Source organism: Nocardia yamanashiensis NBRC 100130, assembly GCF_001613325.1.
Lineage (GTDB): Bacteria > Actinomycetota > Actinomycetes > Mycobacteriales > Mycobacteriaceae > Nocardia > Nocardia yamanashiensis.
This window is the reverse complement of the sequence record NZ_BDCD01000041.1, coordinates 1-17,006: the sequence shown is the minus strand read 5'-3', so window position 1 is coordinate 17,006 and position 17,006 is coordinate 1. Positions and strand designations below refer to the sequence as shown.

Annotated in this window: 16 protein-coding genes; 11 read left to right on the top strand and 5 right to left on the bottom strand. The window is 68.3% G+C overall.

What is annotated here, in order from left to right:
* Positions 1-103: 103 nt before the first annotated feature.
* Positions 104-1,513, top strand: a complete 1,410-nt coding sequence (locus tag NY1_RS36535) for an acyl-CoA synthetase (protein ID WP_067721757.1) — start codon at positions 104-106, stop codon at positions 1,511-1,513.
* Between the two features lie 3 nt (positions 1,514-1,516).
* Here the strand turns inward: NY1_RS36535 and aztA are convergent, their stop codons facing one another.
* Positions 1,517-2,353: a zinc ABC transporter ATP-binding protein AztA gene (gene aztA, locus NY1_RS36530; protein WP_233434645.1), complete on the bottom strand. Its 837-nt coding sequence runs from the start codon at positions 2,351-2,353 to the stop codon at positions 1,517-1,519.
* On the opposite strand from aztA, the gene aztB reads away from it, so the two are divergent.
* The 4 genes from aztB (at position 2,348) to NY1_RS36510 (ending at position 7,009) form a co-directional block, all read left to right on the top strand.
* Positions 2,348-4,465 carry a zinc ABC transporter permease AztB gene (gene aztB / locus NY1_RS36525; protein ID WP_233434644.1) on the top strand — a complete coding sequence of 706 codons (2,118 nt, stop codon included), beginning with the start codon at positions 2,348-2,350 and terminating at the stop codon, positions 4,463-4,465. The genes aztA and aztB overlap by 6 nt on opposite strands.
* A 20-nt stretch (positions 4,466-4,485) precedes the next feature.
* Positions 4,486-5,382: a zinc ABC transporter substrate-binding protein AztC gene (aztC, locus tag NY1_RS36520; RefSeq protein ID WP_067721754.1), complete on the top strand. Its 897-nt coding sequence runs from the start codon at positions 4,486-4,488 to the stop codon at positions 5,380-5,382.
* A 37-nt stretch (positions 5,383-5,419) separates the two neighbouring features.
* Positions 5,420-6,565, top strand: coding sequence for a zinc metallochaperone AztD (aztD, locus tag NY1_RS36515; protein ID WP_067721821.1), 1,146 nt, complete (start codon positions 5,420-5,422; stop codon positions 6,563-6,565).
* Positions 6,566-6,637: 72 nt separating this feature from the next.
* A complete protein-coding gene (locus NY1_RS36510; protein ID WP_067721753.1) occupies positions 6,638-7,009 on the top strand; it encodes a PPOX class F420-dependent oxidoreductase in 372 nt (123 codons plus the stop codon).
* Between the two features lie 14 nt (positions 7,010-7,023).
* On the opposite strand, the gene dapD is transcribed toward NY1_RS36510, so the two are convergent.
* Positions 7,024-7,977, bottom strand: coding sequence for a 2,3,4,5-tetrahydropyridine-2,6-dicarboxylate N-succinyltransferase (gene dapD / locus NY1_RS36505; RefSeq protein ID WP_067721752.1), 954 nt, complete (start codon positions 7,975-7,977; stop codon positions 7,024-7,026).
* Between the two features lie 126 nt (positions 7,978-8,103).
* On the opposite strand from dapD, the gene dapE reads away from it, so the two are divergent.
* From dapE to NY1_RS36475, 6 genes are all read left to right on the top strand, one after another.
* Positions 8,104-9,207, top strand: a complete 1,104-nt coding sequence (dapE, locus tag NY1_RS36500) for a succinyl-diaminopimelate desuccinylase (protein ID WP_067721820.1) — start codon at positions 8,104-8,106, stop codon at positions 9,205-9,207.
* A 19-nt stretch (positions 9,208-9,226) separates the two neighbouring features.
* Positions 9,227-10,027, top strand: a complete 801-nt coding sequence (locus tag NY1_RS36495; RefSeq protein ID WP_067721751.1) for an LOG family protein — start codon at positions 9,227-9,229, stop codon at positions 10,025-10,027.
* A gap of 5 nt (positions 10,028-10,032) precedes the next feature.
* The gene (locus NY1_RS36490; protein ID WP_157762715.1) at positions 10,033-10,584 is read left to right on the top strand and encodes an LOG family protein; all 552 of its coding nucleotides are present in this window, start codon (positions 10,033-10,035) and stop codon (positions 10,582-10,584) included.
* Between the two features lie 153 nt (positions 10,585-10,737).
* Positions 10,738-12,501, top strand: coding sequence for a long-chain-acyl-CoA synthetase (locus NY1_RS36485; protein WP_067721749.1), 1,764 nt, complete (start codon positions 10,738-10,740; stop codon positions 12,499-12,501).
* A gap of 74 nt (positions 12,502-12,575) precedes the next feature.
* Positions 12,576-13,448, top strand: coding sequence for a dihydropteroate synthase (folP, locus tag NY1_RS36480; protein WP_067721748.1), 873 nt, complete (start codon positions 12,576-12,578; stop codon positions 13,446-13,448).
* Positions 13,445-14,365 (top strand): glucosyl-3-phosphoglycerate synthase, encoded by a 921-nt coding sequence (locus tag NY1_RS36475; RefSeq protein ID WP_067721747.1) that lies wholly within the window; start codon positions 13,445-13,447, stop codon positions 14,363-14,365. Before folP ends, NY1_RS36475 begins: the two co-directional genes overlap by 4 nt.
* Positions 14,366-14,516: 151 nt before the next feature.
* Here the strand turns inward: NY1_RS36475 and NY1_RS36470 are convergent, their stop codons facing one another.
* The 3 genes from NY1_RS36470 to NY1_RS36460 form a co-directional block, all read right to left on the bottom strand.
* On the bottom strand, positions 14,517-15,353 hold the full coding sequence (locus NY1_RS36470) for a hypothetical protein (protein WP_067721746.1): 837 nt from the start codon (positions 15,351-15,353) through the stop codon (positions 14,517-14,519).
* Positions 15,354-15,412: 59 nt separating this feature from the next.
* On the bottom strand, positions 15,413-15,814 hold the full coding sequence (tatB, locus tag NY1_RS36465; protein WP_067721745.1) for a Sec-independent protein translocase protein TatB: 402 nt from the start codon (positions 15,812-15,814) through the stop codon (positions 15,413-15,415).
* Between the two features lie 66 nt (positions 15,815-15,880).
* The coding region (locus tag NY1_RS36460; protein WP_067721744.1) for a S1C family serine protease at positions 15,881-17,006 on the bottom strand (1,126 nt) is incomplete at its 5' end.

Here is a 17,006-nt window from a genome sequence, read left to right as displayed (position 1 = left end):
GGGCCGGGCGCGGGGGGTGGGAGGCGCGGCCCGCAGTGCGGAGTTGGCCGATTCTGGCGGGTGGGGCGCACGTCGGCTGCGGGGCGCGAAGTACGGTGGGCGCGTGTTGTTGCGCTCGCTGAATCCGGCCGCTGTGGCCGCCGGTGCCGATGTCCCGAACGCCGTCACCATCGAGGGCGTGACGCTCTCCAGTAGTGATCTGCTCGGAGCTGCCACCTCGGTGGCGGAGCGGGTGGCGCGGGCGGAGCGGCTGGCGGTGCTGGCCGAGCCTACGGTGACGACGGTGCTGGCGGTGGTGGGGTGTTTGATCGCGGGCGTCACCGTGGTGCCGGTGCCGCCGGATGCGGGGAGTGCCGAGCTGGCGCACATCTTGAACGATTCGGGGGCGCAGGCGTGGCTGGGGAAGGCGCCCGAAGGGAGTGAGCTGCCGGTTATTCCGGTGCGCAAGCATGCCCGGTCCTGGCATGTGTATTCCGAACCTGCCGGTAGTGCAACGGCTTTCATTCTCTACACCTCGGGGACCACCGGCGCGCCCAAGGGCGTGATGCTCAGTCGCGATGCGATCGCCGCAGGGCTGGATGCGCTCGCCGACGCCTGGCAGTGGACCTGGAAAGACACGCTGGTGCACGGGCTTCCGCTGTTCCATGTGCACGGCCTGATCCTCGGCGTGCTCGGTCCGCTGCGCGTCGGCAGTCCGTTGATCCACACGGGCAAGCCGACCCCGCGCGCCTATGCCGACGCGGACGGCACCATGTACTTTGGTGTGCCGACGGTGTGGTCCCGTGTCGTCGAGGATGCCGACGCCGCAAAGGAATTGGCGAAGGCTCGTATCCTCATCTCCGGCAGCGCCCCGCTTCCCGTGCCGGTCTTCGAACGCCTCCGCGACCTCACCGGCCACGCTCCTCTCGAGCGGTACGGCATGAGCGAAACCATGATCACCCTGTCCACCCGCCCGGACGGCGAACGTCGGCCGGGCTGGGTCGGCATCCCGGTCCAGGGCGTCGAAACCCGTCTCCGCGACGAATCCGGCGCGCCGGTCCCGCACGACGGCGAATCCGTGGGCGGGCTCCAGGTCTGCGGCCCGATGCTCTTCGACGGCTACCTCAACCGTCCGGAGGTCACCGCCGAGAACTTTACCGAGGACGGCTGGTTCAAGACCGGCGATGTGGCCGTCATCGATCCGGAGGGGTTCCACCGCATCGTCGGCCGGGAATCCGTGGACCTCATCAAGTCCGGTGGCTACCGGATCGGGGCGGGCGAGATCGAGACCTCTCTCCTCGGCCACGCCGCTGTCGCCGAGGTGGCGGTGGTCGGCGCGCCGGACCCTGACCTCGGTCAGCGCATCGTCGCCTACGTCGTACTGCGTGACGGCGCAACGGATTCCATTGCTCAGGAGCTCATCGACCATGTGGCGGGGGAGCTTTCGGTCCACAAGCGGCCTCGTGAGGTGCGGCTCGTCGACTCCCTGCCGCGCAATGCCATGGGCAAGGTGCAGAAGAAGCTGCTCGCCTAGGTTTTACGGGCTCGGCGGTGGGATCGCGGAGCGAACGAGATAGTGGGGTTGCGTCGTCTGCCGTACCCGGCTGTGGTCCCCCCCGTCGGGAGCCGTGCTCTCGCCTTCCGGCGTCGTTCCGGCCGTTGTCGCCATTTCGGATTCTGGGGTCAGGTGGCCGGATTGTAGGTGGAGGCGGTGGTGGGCGCGGTTTGCTTCCTGGGGGTGGTGGGTGGTTTGGATGATGGTCGCGCCTTCGGCTGCCAGGGTGTGCAGGAGTTGTGAGATGTCTTGTTGGGCTTCGGGGTCCAGGCCGGTGGCGGGTTCGTCCAGGAGGAGCAGGTCGGACTGCTGGGCCAGGGCTTGAGCGAGTAGGGTGCGCTGGCGTTGGCCGCCGGACAGAGCTGTCATGCGGCGGTTGGATAGTGCGGCCACTCCCATGCGTTCCATGCAGGTGTCGATCAGGGCGCGGTCGGCGCGGGTCAGGCGACGCCAGGGGCCGCGGTCGGCCCATCGGCCCATGGTGACGGTCTCGCGTACGGTGATCGGGAGCGTTTCGGGGATCGCGCTCTGTTGAACGACCAGTGCGGGGCGTCGAATCGGTGTGGGCGTGGCGTTGACCCGCGCGCGTTCGACGGTGTCCGTCGAGCCGGGCCGCACATACTTCACGGTTCCCGCACGGGTGGGCACGATGCCCGCGAGAACGCCCAGCAGCGTTGACTTTCCGGAGCCGTTCGGCCCGATGATCGCGGTGACGCGTCCGCCCGGAATCACGGTCGTGACGTCGTGCAGGACGGTGTGCCCGGCATATCCGGCGCTGACGCCGGTCAATTCGATCGTTGAAAGTCCGCTTGTGTGCAACAGCTCACCTTACTTGTATTGAAAATCATTTCCACTATAGATTGCCTCGCCATGGAGTGGTTGCTCGACCCCTTGCAGGTCGCGTTCGTACAGCGGGCCCTGTGGGGTGGGCTCCTGGTTTCCTGTTTGTGCGCGCTCGCCGGAACCTGGGTTGTGGTGCGCGGCATGGCTTTTCTGGGTGATGCGATGGCGCACGGGATGTTGCCCGGCGTCGCCGTGGCGTCCCTGCTGGGGGGAAACCTGTTGCTGGGCGCGGCATTCAGTGCGGGTGCGATGGCGGTGGGGGTGTCGGCCCTGGGACGCAGTCGCCGCTTCTCGGCGGATACCGGCATCGGATTGCTGTTCGTGGGGATGCTTGCGCTCGGCGTGATCATCGTGTCGCGGTCGCAATCCTTCGCGGTCGATGTCACCGGATTCCTGTTCGGCGACGTCCTCGGCATCAGGGGGCAAGACCTCGCCTACCTGGCGGTGGCACTCGGAATCGCCGGGCTCATCGTGGTTCTCGGACACCGCGCTTTCACGGCGCTCGCCTTCGATCCGCGCAAGGCCGCCACCTTGGGATTGCGCCCCCGCCTCGCCCAGGCCGCCCTGCTCGCCCTGGTGACCCTGGCGATCGTCGCTTCCTTCCATATCGTCGGCACCCTGCTCGTCTTCGGCCTGCTCATCGCGCCTCCGGCGGCAGCTCTGTACTGGGCCAACCGAATTCCCCTCGTCATGGCACTCGCCGCGCTGTTCGGCATGTTCGCCACCGTGTGCGGACTGCTGGTGTCCTGGCACGCGGGTACCGCCGCCGGCGCCACCATCGCGGCCGTCGCGGTCGGCTTGTTCTTCGCCTCGGCCGGGCTGTCGGGATTGCGTGATCGGATCGCACGTCGAGGCGATGGCCCCGCTGGGTTGAAGCCGCGCGCATTGCTGATGGTCGTCACGGCCGCGCTGTCCATGTCGGCTTGCTCGACCGGTGGACAGAGTGATGAATCGGAGCCCGTGCCACATGGGTATGTCGCAGGTGCGCAGGAGGTTTCGGAAGAGCAGCGGCGGTTGGTGGTTGCCGATCGGGAAACCGGCGACGTGCGGGTGGTGGATCTGGTTTCGGGAGAGATCAGTGCTGCCGGGCGGGGCGGGCGGCCGGAATTGATGCTGGGCGACGATCGGTTCGCGTATGTGGTCGGCGGGGGAGCGACGCGGGTGGTGGATGGCGGGGCGTGGACCGTCGATCACGGTGATCACGTGCACTACTACCGCGCGGACATTCGAGAGGTCGGGGTGTTCGATCGGCCGGTGCGGGCCGTGTACGGCGATGCCGTGGTCACGGCGGCGGTAGCGGATGACCGTACGACGCTGTTGGATCGTGCGGACTTGGCCGCGGGTGCGGTGACCGTGCGCGCGGTCATCGACGGGGTGGCGGCGCCGTACGGCGAAAACCTGGTGGTCGTCGAGAATTCGGGCCGGATGACCGTGCGCAGCCGCGATGGGCCGGTGGTCGCGGAGCTTGCGGAGAGTTGTGCGCCTACAGCGGGTTCGGTGGGAGCGGAGGGGGTTTCGCGGGGCCGGGCGATGCCGCGGCTGCCGGGAGTCGCGCTGACGCGGCGCGGGGTGGTGTTCGCTTGCGCCGACGGCGCGGTGGTTGTCGCGCGCGGTGAGTCGGGATTGGTGGCTTCGCGGATCGACTATCCGCATCCGGTTCCGAAAAACGAACGCGCTGTGGAATTCCGGTATCGACCGGGTAGTGATCGGCTGGTTGCCACTGCGGGGGAACGTGGGGCGTGGCTGCTCGATATGCGTGCTCGCACTTGGACTTTCCTGGATACCGGGCCGGTGGTTGCGGTGAATACGGCGGGGGAACGGTCGCCCGTGCTGGTGCTCGGCCGGGATGGCGTACTGCGGGCGCTGGATCCCGCCACCGGTGTGGAGACGGCGCGCACCACCGTGCTGGCGAAACCCGTCGCGGACGGAGCCGTGCCGCCGGTGATCGAGATCGACATCGATCGCGCCTACGTGAACGACGCCGAAGCCGGGGTGATCCACGAGATCGACTATCGCGACAAGCTGCGCAAGGCAAGGACTTTCACGCCGGGCATCGCGCCCACCCACCTGGTGGAGGTCGGCCGGTGAGCGCCGCTCGTCGCTTGTTCATGGTCGCACTCTTGCTCGTCGGGCTGGCCGCCTGTGCGCAGCCCGGGGACGAGCGGGCCGACATCATCGTCACCACCAACATTCTCGGTGACATCACCCGCGCGGTCGTCGGCGACACCGCACGCGTGACCGTGTTGATGAGCGCGAATGCCGACCCGCATCAATTCGCCCTGTCCGCCAAGCAGGCTGCCCAATTGGAGCGAGCTCGGCTGATCGTGCACAACGGGCTGGGCCTGGAAGAGGGCGTGCTGCGCAATGTGACGGCGGCCGAGCAGGCGGGGGTTCCGGGGCTGGCGGTGGGGGAGCGGATCGATCCGATTCGGTTCGGGGACAACGGGTCCGGGGCGGTCGGCAAACTCGATCCGCATTTCTGGACCGATCCCGCGCGCGTCCGGCGGGCGGTCGGGCTGATCGCCGATGCGGTGATCGCGCGGGTCGACGGGATCGACGCCACTGCCGTGCGCGCCAATGCGGCGAGCTATGCCGCCGAACTCGAGCGGCTCGAGGGCTGGATGACCGAGCGCTTCGCGACCATCGATGCGGGGCGGCGGAAGCTGGTCACCAATCATCACGTCTTCGGTTATCTCGCACAGCGTTTCGGGTTCGAGGTGGTCGGTGCGGTGATTCCCGGCGGCAGCACGCTCGCCTCACCCAGCAGCGCCGATCTCGCGGACCTGGCGGGCGCGGTGCGGGCCGCCGGGGTGAGCGCGATCTTCGCCGACTCCTCGCAGCCGGATCGGCTGGCGCGGGTGCTGGCGGAGCAGGCCGGGCTGCGGGTCCAGGTCATCGCGCTGTATTCGGAATCGCTCACCGAGCCGGGGCAGGGCGCGGGGACCTACCTGGAAATGATGCGCGCCAATACCGACGCCATCGTGCGCGGGCTCGGCGCGGCCTGAACTTCGGCCTTTGTCGTCACGAGAAATGGAGCAGTACATGCAGTTACGTTCGCGCGCCACGGTATTGGCGGGCCTCACGGCGGTCGCCGCCGCCCTCGCTGGATGCGGCGGTGGCGAGACGGCGAAGCCCGCCGTCGCCGATCCGATCGTGGTCACCTACGACGGCGGAATGCGGATTCTGGACGGCAAGACCCTGGAGCAGCGCGGAGAGATCCGGCTGGATGGGTTCAACCGGATCAATCCCGCCGGTGACGACCACCATGTGATGGTGTCCACGCAGGACGGGTTCCGGGTACTGGACGCCGTGCACGGTGAGCTCACCGATATCTCCTTCCCCGCCGTCAAACCCGGTCACGTGGTGCGGCATGCGGGGAAGACGGTGCTGTTCGCCGACGGCACCGGGGAGGTGACCGTGTTCGATCCGGCGAAGTTGGAGGACGGGAAGCCGCCGACGCAGACCTATCGCACCCCGGCCGCGCATCACGGCGTCGCGGTCGAGTTGGCCGACGGGAAGCTGCTGGTCACCGTCGGGACCGAGGAGAAGCGCACCGGCATAGCGGTGCTGGATCGGGACCGGAAGGAGATCGCGCGCAACGAGGACTGCCCGGGCGTGCACGGTGAGGCCGTGGCCGCCGGGGAAGCCGTCGTGGTCGGCTGCCAGACCGGTGCGCTCGTCTACCGCGACGGCGTCATCACCAAGGTCAAGAGCCCGGATGCGTACGGGCGCATCGGGAATCAGTCCGGCTCGGATCGGTCGCCCATCGTGCTCGGGGACTACAAGCGGGACAAAGACGCCGAACTGGAACGCCCCCGGCAGGTTTCACTGATCGACACCCGCACCGGGGGACTGCGCTTCGTGGATCTGGGGACCAGCTACACCTTCCGGTCGCTGGGACGCGGGCCGGCGGGCGAGGCGCTGGTGCTGGGCACCGACGGCGCGATCCACGTGATCGATCCGGAGGCGGGCACGGTCACCCGCAAGATTCCGGTGCTGAGCGCATGGGAGGAACCGGTCAAGTGGCAGCAGGCGCGGCCGGCGCTGTTCGTACGCGGTGGCGACGTCTACGTCTCGGACCCGGCGCGCAAGCAGGTGCACCGCATCGACCTAGGTGCCGGAACCGTCTCCGCCACAGTCACTCTCGCGGAATCGCCCAATGAACTGAGCGGCGTCGTCAACCACTGACCCGGACCTGCGCGCCGCCCCGCCCGGCGTGGGGTTGACCTCGACCGTACTCGAGGTTCTACCGTGACGGCCATGATCGCAACGCTCTCGCCCGCGCAGGTCGAATACCTGGAAAGCCAGCGCCTGGGCCGCCTCGCCACGGTGCGGCCGGACGGTTCGCCGCAGAACAATCCCGTCGGCTACCGCTGGAACGCGGCGCTGGGAACCATCGATATCGGCGGGTATCAGATGGGGGCCAGTCAGAAGTTCCGGAATCTGGCCAAGGAAGACCGGGTCTCACTGGTGGTCGACGATGTGAAGTCGATCCAGCCGTGGGCCGTGCGGTGCCTCGAAATCCGGGGCACCGCACAGGCTTTGCGGGATGTCGAACCCTGGGGTCCGGGGATGTCGCCGGAACTGATCCGGATCACCCCCGAACGGGTCATCGCCTTCGGGATCGAATAGCCCGCGGCGGCAACTCAGTTGGCGTGCAGGGCGGCGTTCAGTTCGATGCCGGTGCCCTTGCGGGACACCACCTCCACCGCGCCGGTCAGCGAATTGCGGCGGAACAGCAGGTTGGACTGGCCGCTCAGCTCGGCCGCCTTCACGATGGCGCCGTCCGGCAGCTGCACCTTGGTGCCGGCGGTGACGTACAGGCCCGCCTCGACCACCGAATCGTCGCCGAGCGAGATGCCCAGGCCCGAGTTGGCGCCCAGCAGGCAGCGCTCGCCGAGCGAGATGACCTGCTTGCCGCCGCCGGACAGGGTGCCCATGATGGAGGCGCCGCCGCCGATATCGGAGCCGTCGCCCACCAGCACGCCGGCGGAGATGCGGCCTTCGACCATGGAGTTGCCGAGGGTGCCGGCATTGAAGTTCACGAAGCCCTCGTGCATGACGGTGGTGCCCGAGGCCAGGTGCGCGCCCAGGCGCACGCGGTCGGCGTCGGCGATGCGCACGCCCGAGGGGGTCACGTAGTCGACCATGCGCGGGAACTTGTCCACGCCGTACACGGTGACCGGGCCGCGCGCCCGCAGCTTCAGGCGGGTCAGCTCGAACTCCTCGTTGGAGCAGGGGCCGAAGTTGGTCCACACCACGTTCGCCAGCAGCCCGAAGATGCCGTCCAGGTTGGCGCCGTGCGGGCGCACCAGGCGATGCGACAGCAGGTGCAGCCGCAGGTAGGCGTCATGGGTGTCGACCGGCGCGGCCGCCAGATCGGCGATGGTGGTGCGCACCACGACGATCTCGACCCGGCGCGCCTCGTCCTCGCCCGCCAGCTGCGCGAACTTGGCGTACTCGACGTCGGAGGCATCCAGCCGCTGCGTCCCGGTCTCGCCGAATTCCCCGAGCTGCGGGTACGGGTACCAGGTGTCCAGCACCGTCCCGTTCGCGGTGATGGTGGCGAGGCCGACTGCTACTGCTCCCTGAGTGCTCACGTTCGCACAGGTTACCGGGGCCGTGCGCGCGCAGATTCTGTGAGGTTGGTTGCGAATGGTGTCCGTTTGTGCCGACGCAGGTGGGATGCAGGGAACGGAGGCGGATCCTCCCTTAGGGTGGAGTGGGTGACCCTCGATCTCCATGCTGACCCCATCAGTCTCGCCGCCGCCCTCGTCGATATCCCGAGCGTTTCCCGGGACGAGGCCGCCATCGCCGACATCGTGATGCAGGCATTGCAGCAGCAGACCACGGGGTTCGAGATCGTGCGGCACGGCAACACCGTGCTGGCCCGCACCAAGCGCGGCCTGCCGACCCGCGTGATTCTGGCCGGGCATCTGGACACCGTGCCGATCGCCGACAATGTGCCGAGCCGCTTCGAGGTCGGCGCGAACGGCGAACGGCAGCTGTGGGGTTGCGGCAGCGTCGACATGAAATCCGGTGACGCGGTCTTCCTGCACCTGGCGGCCACCGTGGCCGAGCCGGTGCACGACCTGACCATGATCTTCTACGACGCCGAGGAGATCGCCGCCGAATTCAACGGCCTGGGCAAGATCGAACGCGAACTGCCCGAATGGCTGGAAGGCGACCTCGCCATTCTCGGCGAGCCCTCCGGCGGCTGGATCGAAGCCGGCTGCCAGGGCACCCTGCGCGTCCGCCTCACCACCTCGGGCGTGCGCGCCCACACCGCGCGAGCCTGGCTGGGCGACAACGCCATTCACCGCCAGGCCCCCATCCTGGAACGCCTCGCCGCCTACCAGGCCCGCGAGGTCGACATCGACGGCTGCGTCTACCGCGAGGGCCTGTCGGCGGTGCGCGTGTCCGGCGGCGTCGCCGGCAATGTGGTGCCGGATGTCGCCGAGGTGGACGTGAACTTCCGCTTCGCCCCCGACCGCACCCTGGACGAGGCCACCGAGCATGTGCGCGAGGTCTTCTCGGGCCTGGAGCTCGGTTTCGAACGCACCGACGGCGCCCCCGGCGCGCTGCCCGGCCTGTCCGCCCCGGCCGCCAAGGACCTGATCGAGATCGTGCACGCGCACGGCAGCGGCGGCGTGCGCGCCAAGTACGGCTGGACCGACGTCTCCCGCTTCGCCGCCCGCGGCATCCCGGCGGTGAACTTCGGCCCCGGCGACCCGAACCTGGCGCACAAGCGCGACGAGCACCTGCCCGTGGACCAGATCACCCAGGTCACCTCCATGCTGCGCAGCTACCTCACCGGGGACAAAGCCTGAATGAAATACAGTTGGCTGCATGTCTGCTGACGGTGAAATCTCCGGTGCGCGTTCGTCGAAGACCCCTAGGTTCCGTGGGCCGATAATGCTGCGGCGTGATCGCAAGAAGGGCATCGGCACCACGGATCAGCATCTGCTGGACGAGCGCGGGCCGGCCGACTGGGTGCACACCGATCCGTGGCGGGTGCTGCGCATCCAGGCCGAATTCGTCGAGGGCTTCGGCGCTTTGGCGGAGGTGCCGGCCGCGGTGGCGGTGTTCGGTTCGGCGCGGACCGCGCCGGAGCATCCGGAGTATCAGGCGGGCATGGCGATCGGCGGGGCGCTGGCGCGGGCCGGGTTCGCGGTCATCACCGGCGGCGGGCCCGGGGCCATGGAGGCGGCCAACCGGGGCGCGTCCGAGGCGGGCGGCTACTCCATCGGCCTGGGCATCGAGCTGCCGTTCGAACAGCACCTCAACGAATGGGTCGATCTCGGCATCAACTTCCGGTACTTCTTCGCGCGCAAGACCATGTTCGTGAAGTACTCGCAGGCGTTCGTTTGCCTGCCGGGCGGTTTCGGCACCCTGGACGAGTTGTTCGAGGCGCTCACCCTGGTGCAGACCCGCAAGATCACCCGCTTCCCGATCATCCTGTTCGGCACCAGATACTGGTCGGGACTGGTGGATTGGATGCGTGATTCGCTGCTCGGCTCGGCCAAGATCGCGCCCGGTGACCTGAGCCTGGTGCACGTCACCGACAGCGTGGACGAAGTGGTGGAGATCGTCATGCGGGCCGCCGAAGCGCGCGCCGAGACCGAGGACGTGGTGGAGGATCAGTGGTGAGCGACCTGTCCGGCGACGGTTATTCGATCTGCGTCTACTGCTCGGCCAGCGCCACCGATCCGGCGGCGCTGGAACTGGCGACCCGGGTGGGCGCCGAAATCGGCCGCCGCGGTTGGCAGTTGGTGTCCGGCGGCGGGCACGTCTCCATGATGGGCGCGGTGGCCACGGCGGCGCGGGCGGCCGGCGCGCACACGGTCGGCGTGATTCCCAAGAAGCTGGTGCATCGCGAGATGGCCGACACCGATTCCGACGAACTGATCGTCACCGACTCCATGCGCGAGCGGAAGCAGATCATGGAGGATCGCGCCGACGCCTTCCTGACCCTGCCCGGCGGGGTCGGGACGCTGGAGGAGTTCTTCGAGACCTGGACCGGTTCCTACCTGGGCGTGCACGACAAGCCCGTGGTGGTGCTGGACCCGAACGGCTTCTACGGCGGCCTGTTCGACTGGATCGGTCAGCTGCGCGAGCGCGGGTTCGTGGGCCGGGAATCGCTGGAGAAGGTGGTGCGCGCCGCGGATCTGGAGTCCGCCTTCGCCGCCCTGCGACCCGGGTTCTGAATCGCCTTTGCGAAACCAGGCGGTTTCACTCGACAAGGCGGGATTCATCCGCCAGGGTAGGAATCGGGCGCAATGGGGCATACCCGGTACAGGGGGAACGTCGCGTCACCGCGCCACCGAGCACGACCTGGTGAGGAGCACAACGAAGTGAATATGGATGCCCGTTCGACCGTCGGCCTGCTGGATCTGGCCCGCAGCCTGCCCGGGATGGCCGTGGACGCTCCCTCGATGCTGCGCAACGCCGTGCGCATGCTGGTGAAATCCGGGGACAAGGCATCCATCGGATTGTTCTTCCAGCGCGGCGCGGCCATCCACCCGGACCGGCCCTTCCTGAAATACGAAGGGCGCGTGTACAGCTGGGGCGAGGCCAACGAACTGGTGAACCGGTACGCGCACGTGCTGGCCGGGCGGGGCGTCGAGCGCGGGGACGTGGTCGGCATCCTGCTCACCAATCGGCCGGAGGCGCTGTTCACGGTGCTGGCCACCGTGAAGCTGGGCGCGACCGCCGGGCTGCTCAACCATCATCAGCGAGATGTGGTGCTGCGGCACAGTTTCGGGCTGCTGAACTCCAAGGTCGATGTGATCGGCGAGGAATGCGCCGAGGCGCTGGAGACGCTCGGCGAGACGCGGCCGAACCTGCTCTGGACCCGCGAGCTGGAGGCCGCCGCCGCGACCGCCGATTCCGGCAATCCCGCTGTGTGCGAGGAGATCACGGCCCGCGAACAGGCGTACCTGATCTTCACCTCCGGCACCACCGGCTTGCCCAAGGCCAGCGTCATGACCCATCTGCGCTGGACCAAGTCCATGGCCGGGATCGGCGGGCTCGGCGTGCGGCTGCGGCCGAACGACACGCTGTACTGCTGCCTGCCGCTCTATCACAACAACGCGCTCACGGTGGCGCTGTCCTCGGTGATCGCCGGGGGCGCGAGTTTCGCGCTGGGACAGAAGTTCTCGGCTTCGCGGTTCTGGGACGAGGCCATCGCCCACGACGCCACCGCCTTCGTCTACATCGGCGAGCTGTGCCGGTACCTGCTCAACCAGCCGGCCCGGCGAGCCGACCGCGCCCATCGGGTCCGGCTGGCGGTCGGCAACGGCCTGCGCCCGGAGCTGTGGGACGAGTTCCGGCAGCGCTTCGGCATCAAGCGGATCGTCGAGTTCTACGGCGCGAGTGAGGGAAACGTCGCCTTCATCAATGCCTTCAGCGTCGACAAGACCGCCGGTTTCACCCCGCTGCCGTTCGCCATCGTCGAGTACGACGAGGCCACCGGCAAGGCGCGGCGCGGCCCGGACGGCAAGCTGCGCCGGGTGCCCGCGGGCGGCGTCGGGCTGCTGCTGGCCAAGGTGACGAACAGCTCGCCCTTCGACGGCTACACCGACGAGTCCGCCACCGAAGCCAAACTGGTCCGCGACGGCTTCAAGGCCGGGGACTGCTGGTTCGACACCGGTGACCTGGTCCGCGACCAGCGCTGGGGGCATATCGCCTTCGTGGACCGGCTCGGCGACACCTTCCGCTGGAAGGGCGAGAACGTGGCCACCACCGAGGTCGAGGGCGCGTTCGGCGGCATCGACGCGGTCACCCAGGCGGTCGTCTACGGCGTCGACGTGCCCGGCGCGGACGGCAAGGCCGGCATGGCGGCGGTGACGCTGCACGAGGGCGCGGCCTTCGACGGCAAGGTGGCGGCCAAGGCGCTCTACGAACAGCTCCCCAATTACGCTGTGCCCCTGTTCATTCGCGTCGTCCCCGAACTCGAGCAGACCTCCACCTTCAAGAGCCGCAAGGTCGAACTCCGCAAACAGGGTTTCGCCCCCGACTCCGACAGCGACCTCTACGTGCTTGCAGGTCGCACCGACGGTTACGTACCGGCCTACGACGAGTACCCCGCCGAGGTCGCCGCGGGTCGCCTGCCGGGCAACTGACCGGCCGGTGACGGGCGGCCGATTCCGGTCGGCTGCCCAGCAAGCGTGATACTGCACTCGGTACAGTCGAGGTCATGTGTGCGCCGTTGCCGACATTGTGCGGGAAGCCGGTGGCGACGGATCGGGCGCTTGTCATGGCGATCGTGAACCGGACGCCGGACTCGTTCTATGACCGGGGCGCGACGTTCAGCGACGATGCGGCAATGGCGGCGGTCGACAAGGCGGTCGCCGAGGGCGCGGATCTGGTCGATATCGGCGGGGTGAAGGCCGGGCCGGGCGCGGAGGTCGACGCCGCCGAGGAAGCCCGCCGGGTGGTGCCGTTCGTGGCCGCCATCCGGGAGCGCTATCCGGAGCTGCTGATCAGCATCGACACCTGGCGGGCCGATGTGGCCCGCGCGGCGGTGGCCGAGGGCGCGAACCTGATCAACGACACCTGGGCCGGGGCCGACCCGGATCTGGTGGGCGTGGCGGCCGAAACGGGCGTGGGCATCGTGTGCTCGCACACCGGTGGCGCCATCCCGCGCACCCGCCCGTTCCGGGTGCGCTACGCCGATGTGGTGGCCGAAGTCACCGAAACCGTGGTGGCCGCCGCCGAGCGCGCCGCGGCGGCCGGAGTGGCAAAAGATTCGATCCTGATCGATCCCACCCACGATTTCGGCAAAAACACGTACCACGGGCTGGAATTGTTGCGGGGAATAGACGTTCTTGTGAAAACCGGATGGCCTGTCTTGATGGCGCTGAGCAATAAGGATTTCATCGGAGAGACTCTTGGTGTCGGCCTGACCGAACGATTGGAGGGCACATTGGCAGCGACTGCTTGGTCGGCCGCCGCGGGTGCCCGGGTCTTTCGGGTGCACGAGGTCGGCCACACGCGCCGGGTGGTGGACATGATCGCCGCGATTCAGGGGATCCGACCACCCGCACGAACCCTGCGAGGTCTCGCATGATCGATTGGGTACGCCGTAACACGTTCGACGCTCCCGACTGGACCGTCGAGGAACTCATCGAAGCCAAGGGGGACCGGACCGTCTCGGTCGTCCTGCCCGCGCTCAACGAGGAAGACACCGTCGCCACCGTGGTCGGCAGTATCCGGCCGCTGCTGGGCACGCTGGTGGACGAACTGGTGGTCCTGGACTCCGGGTCCACCGACGCCACCGCCGAACGCGCACAGGCCGCGGGAGCGCGTGTGGTGAGCCGGGAACAGGCGGTGCCGGAACTCGAGCCGGTACCGGGCAAGGGGGAGTGCCTGTGGCGGTCCCTCGCCGTCACCTCCGGCGATCTCGTGGCATTCGTGGATTCGGATCTGATCGATCCGGATCCGCTGTTCGTGCCCAAGTTGCTGGGTCCACTGCTGACCGTCGACGGCATGCACCTGGTGAAGGCGTACTACCGCCGGCCGCTGCGGCAGGGCGAGAACATCGACCACCACGGCGGCGGGCGGGTGACCGAGCTGGTGGCCCGGCCGCTGCTGTCCGCGCTGCGGCCGGAACTGTCGAATGTGCTGCAGCCCTTGGGCGGTGAGTACGCGGGCACCCGCGAACTGCTCGCCTCGGTGCCGTTCGCGCCCGGCTACGGCGTGGAGATCGGCCTGCTGCTGGACACCTACGACCTGCTCGGGCTGAACGCCATCGGCCAGGTGAATCTCGGTGTGCGCCAGCACCGCAACCGCCCGCTGTCGGATCTGGGCGTGATGAGCCGGCAGATCCTCGGCACCGTGCTGGGCCGCAGCGGGGTCAACGACTCCGGCGCGGCGCTCACGCAATTCCCGCTGGTGGGCGGCGAATTCACCGCCCACGCCACCGAAGTCTCGCTGGCGGACCGCCCCCCGATGAACACCCTGCGCCCCGAATGGGCCGCCGCCTGAGTTTCGGCGGCTCTGGTACCTGGAAGTCCGCCCCGCACCCTTGAAGGGTGCGGGGCGGACTCCAGTTATGGGTGCGGGGGCCCGCCCCATTACGAAATTCGCCCCCGCACCTGTAAAGGTGCGGGGGCGTTGTTTTTTCGGTGCTATCGGTTCAACGGTCGTGCCGGTAAATGGGGGTGAGCAGGTCGGCTTCGATCGGCTCGCCGGTATTCCGGTCGTAGCGCACGCCGACGACGGCGGAGAACGGATGCGTGCCGGCGCGCTCGTGCAAGGTGGCCAGGCGGGTCGCCAGCAGGCGGATGGCACCGAGCGAGGCGGGCGGGTGCAGGCCGTCGATGACCAGCACCGTGCCCTTGCCATCCGGCCGCGGAAGCCTTGCCAGGTAGGCGATGTCGTAGGGCTCGGTGCCTCCGGGCCGGTACACCCGCCGTGCGGCCCGATCCTCGATGCCCCGGCGCACCCGCCCGGCCCGCGCCACGGTCCGCCGCAGCCGCGGGTCCGCCGCCACGAGATATCGCAGACTGGGCGACAATTCGGGCCCGCCGAGCACGATCAGCCCGTCCCGGTCGAGATCGAGCGGCCGTCCCGGCAGGAATCGTTGTACAGCCGCCTGGAAACCCAATTCCCGCAGTAATTCCACCAGCCGGTGCGGGGCTGCGGCATCCGGCGCGCCCACCAGCGCCAGCGCGCGCGTGGTGCTGCGCACGTCCGGCGTCAGGATGGTGAGCGGCCCGTGCCCGAAGAACAACCCCTCCGGCACCGGTCCCTGCGTACTCACCTGATGGATGCGCGCCCGGGAAAGTCCGGCCGCCGCACCGATTCTCGCGAAGGTCCACCCTTCGGCGTGTAGTTCGCGAATGACCGCGCGGCGGATCCGGGTCAGTTCATTGATGGTCTGCTGCGCCGCCGCCACGCCGTCGGTGGCGGCTTTGAGGCGCTCGACCTTGTCTTCGATCGCGAACACCTTCGCCACCTCGTCGGCCGACATTCCCGCAGTCTAGATAGCTGGACAGCCTTGGGTGTCAAGTCCGCTGAACGTAATTGATCTCAGGTGGCGTCCGGATCGACCGGCGGACGTTCGTTGCGCTCCAGCGGTTTCTGTTGCTCGGGCATCGAAAAATTGCCGTATCCGCTGTTCGAGGCGTTAGTGGGCTTGTCGAAATTACCCGTGAGGAAGGAATCGTCGCCGTCCAGGAGGTGTTTGGTGACGAGCGATTTTGGATTCATACTGCGCAGTTCGTTCAGCTGTTCCAAGGGCTTGCGGAGTTCGTCGAACTCCGGACCCAGCTCCTGCTTCAACTGCTGCGTGGCCCCGGTCGCGTAGTCGCGCGCCTGCTTCAGCGACGTGGCGGTCCAGCGAATGGCACCGGGCAGTCGCTCGGGGCCGAGAATGACGAGTGCGGCGACGAGCAGAATCAACATCTCGCCCCAGCCGATATTGCTGAACACGGGACTAGGTTACCTGTGTCCGATTTCGGCTTTTTCGCCGCCGCACCCGCACGGAAAACACATCGCCTACTTGTTTTCGTCCGATTCCAGAGTGACCGGTACGTCCACCTCGCGGCCATCGCGAATCAGGCGGAAGTTCACCGTCTGGCCGATTTCGTGCGACTGCACCGCCACGGTCAGTTCCTCCGGCCCGGTGACATCCCGGTCGCCGACCTTCACGATCACGTCGCCCTCGACGATGCCGGCCTTGGCCGCCGGGCTGTCGGCCCGCACATCGGCCACGGCGGCGCCGCTCATCACGTCATTGGCGACGATCTTGGTCTTGGCGCTCACCCCGAGCCAGGCGTGGAACACCTTGCCGTCCCGGATCAGCGCCTGCGAGATCCGCTTGACCTGATCGATCGGAATGGCGAAGCCCAGGCCCACCGAACCGCCCGACTCGGACTTGATGGCGGAGTTGATGCCGATCAGCCGGCCCTGCATATCCACCAGCGCGCCACCGGAGTTGCCGTGGTTGATGGCCGCGTCGGTCTGCACGGCGTCGAGCGTGGCATTGGTGTCGGTGCCCTCGCCGCCGACCTTCACCGGCCGGTGCAGCGCCGAGACGATGCCGGAGGTGACGGTCTTCTCCAGGCCCAGCGGCGAACCCAGCGCCAGCACCTCGTCGCCCACCTGGACGTCGTTGGAATTGCCCAGCTGGATCACCGACAGGTTCTTCACATCGACCTTGAGCACGGCCAGATCGGATTTGGTGTCCCGGCCGACGATCTTGGTCGGTACCCGGGTGCCGTCGGAGAAGACCACCTGCAGCTGCGCCTTGCCGGTCTTGTCATTAGCGGCCAGCGAGATCACGTGATTGTTGGTGACGATGTAGCCGCCGCCGTCGATGACCACGCCCGAACCGGAGGACCCGCTGTCGCCGACCCAGGCGCGCACGGTCACCACCGCGGGCATGACCGCGTCGACCACCTTGGTGATCTGGGTGTGCGGCTGATCGGAGCCTTCGGCCGATTGCAGCGCCACCTTGCGCGAGGTCAGCGAGGACACCGAATCCCCGGTCAACCGCCCGACCAGTCCGCCGGCCAGGCCGATCACCAGCGCGACCGAGGCCAGCACCGCCAGTGCCGTCGGCGACACCCGGCCGCCGAAGAGCACCTCGCGCGCGGTCAGCTTGCGGCCCGGCGCGGACGGC

Coding starts and splice junctions, on each gene's coding strand:
- aztD (WP_067721821.1), top strand. CDS start 5,420: ATGCAGTTACGTTCGCGCGCCACGGTATTGGCGGGCCTCACGGCGGTC.
- folP (WP_067721748.1), top strand. CDS start 12,576: ATGTGTGCGCCGTTGCCGACATTGTGCGGGAAGCCGGTGGCGACGGAT.
- NY1_RS36510 (WP_067721753.1), top strand. CDS start 6,638: ATGATCGCAACGCTCTCGCCCGCGCAGGTCGAATACCTGGAAAGCCAG.
- NY1_RS36485 (WP_067721749.1), top strand. CDS start 10,738: ATGGATGCCCGTTCGACCGTCGGCCTGCTGGATCTGGCCCGCAGCCTG.
- NY1_RS36475 (WP_067721747.1), top strand. CDS start 13,445: ATGATCGATTGGGTACGCCGTAACACGTTCGACGCTCCCGACTGGACC.
- NY1_RS36470 (WP_067721746.1), bottom strand. CDS start 15,353: ATGTCGGCCGACGAGGTGGCGAAGGTGTTCGCGATCGAAGACAAGGTC.
- aztC (WP_067721754.1), top strand. CDS start 4,486: ATGGTCGCACTCTTGCTCGTCGGGCTGGCCGCCTGTGCGCAGCCCGGG.
- NY1_RS36495 (WP_067721751.1), top strand. CDS start 9,227: ATGTCTGCTGACGGTGAAATCTCCGGTGCGCGTTCGTCGAAGACCCCT.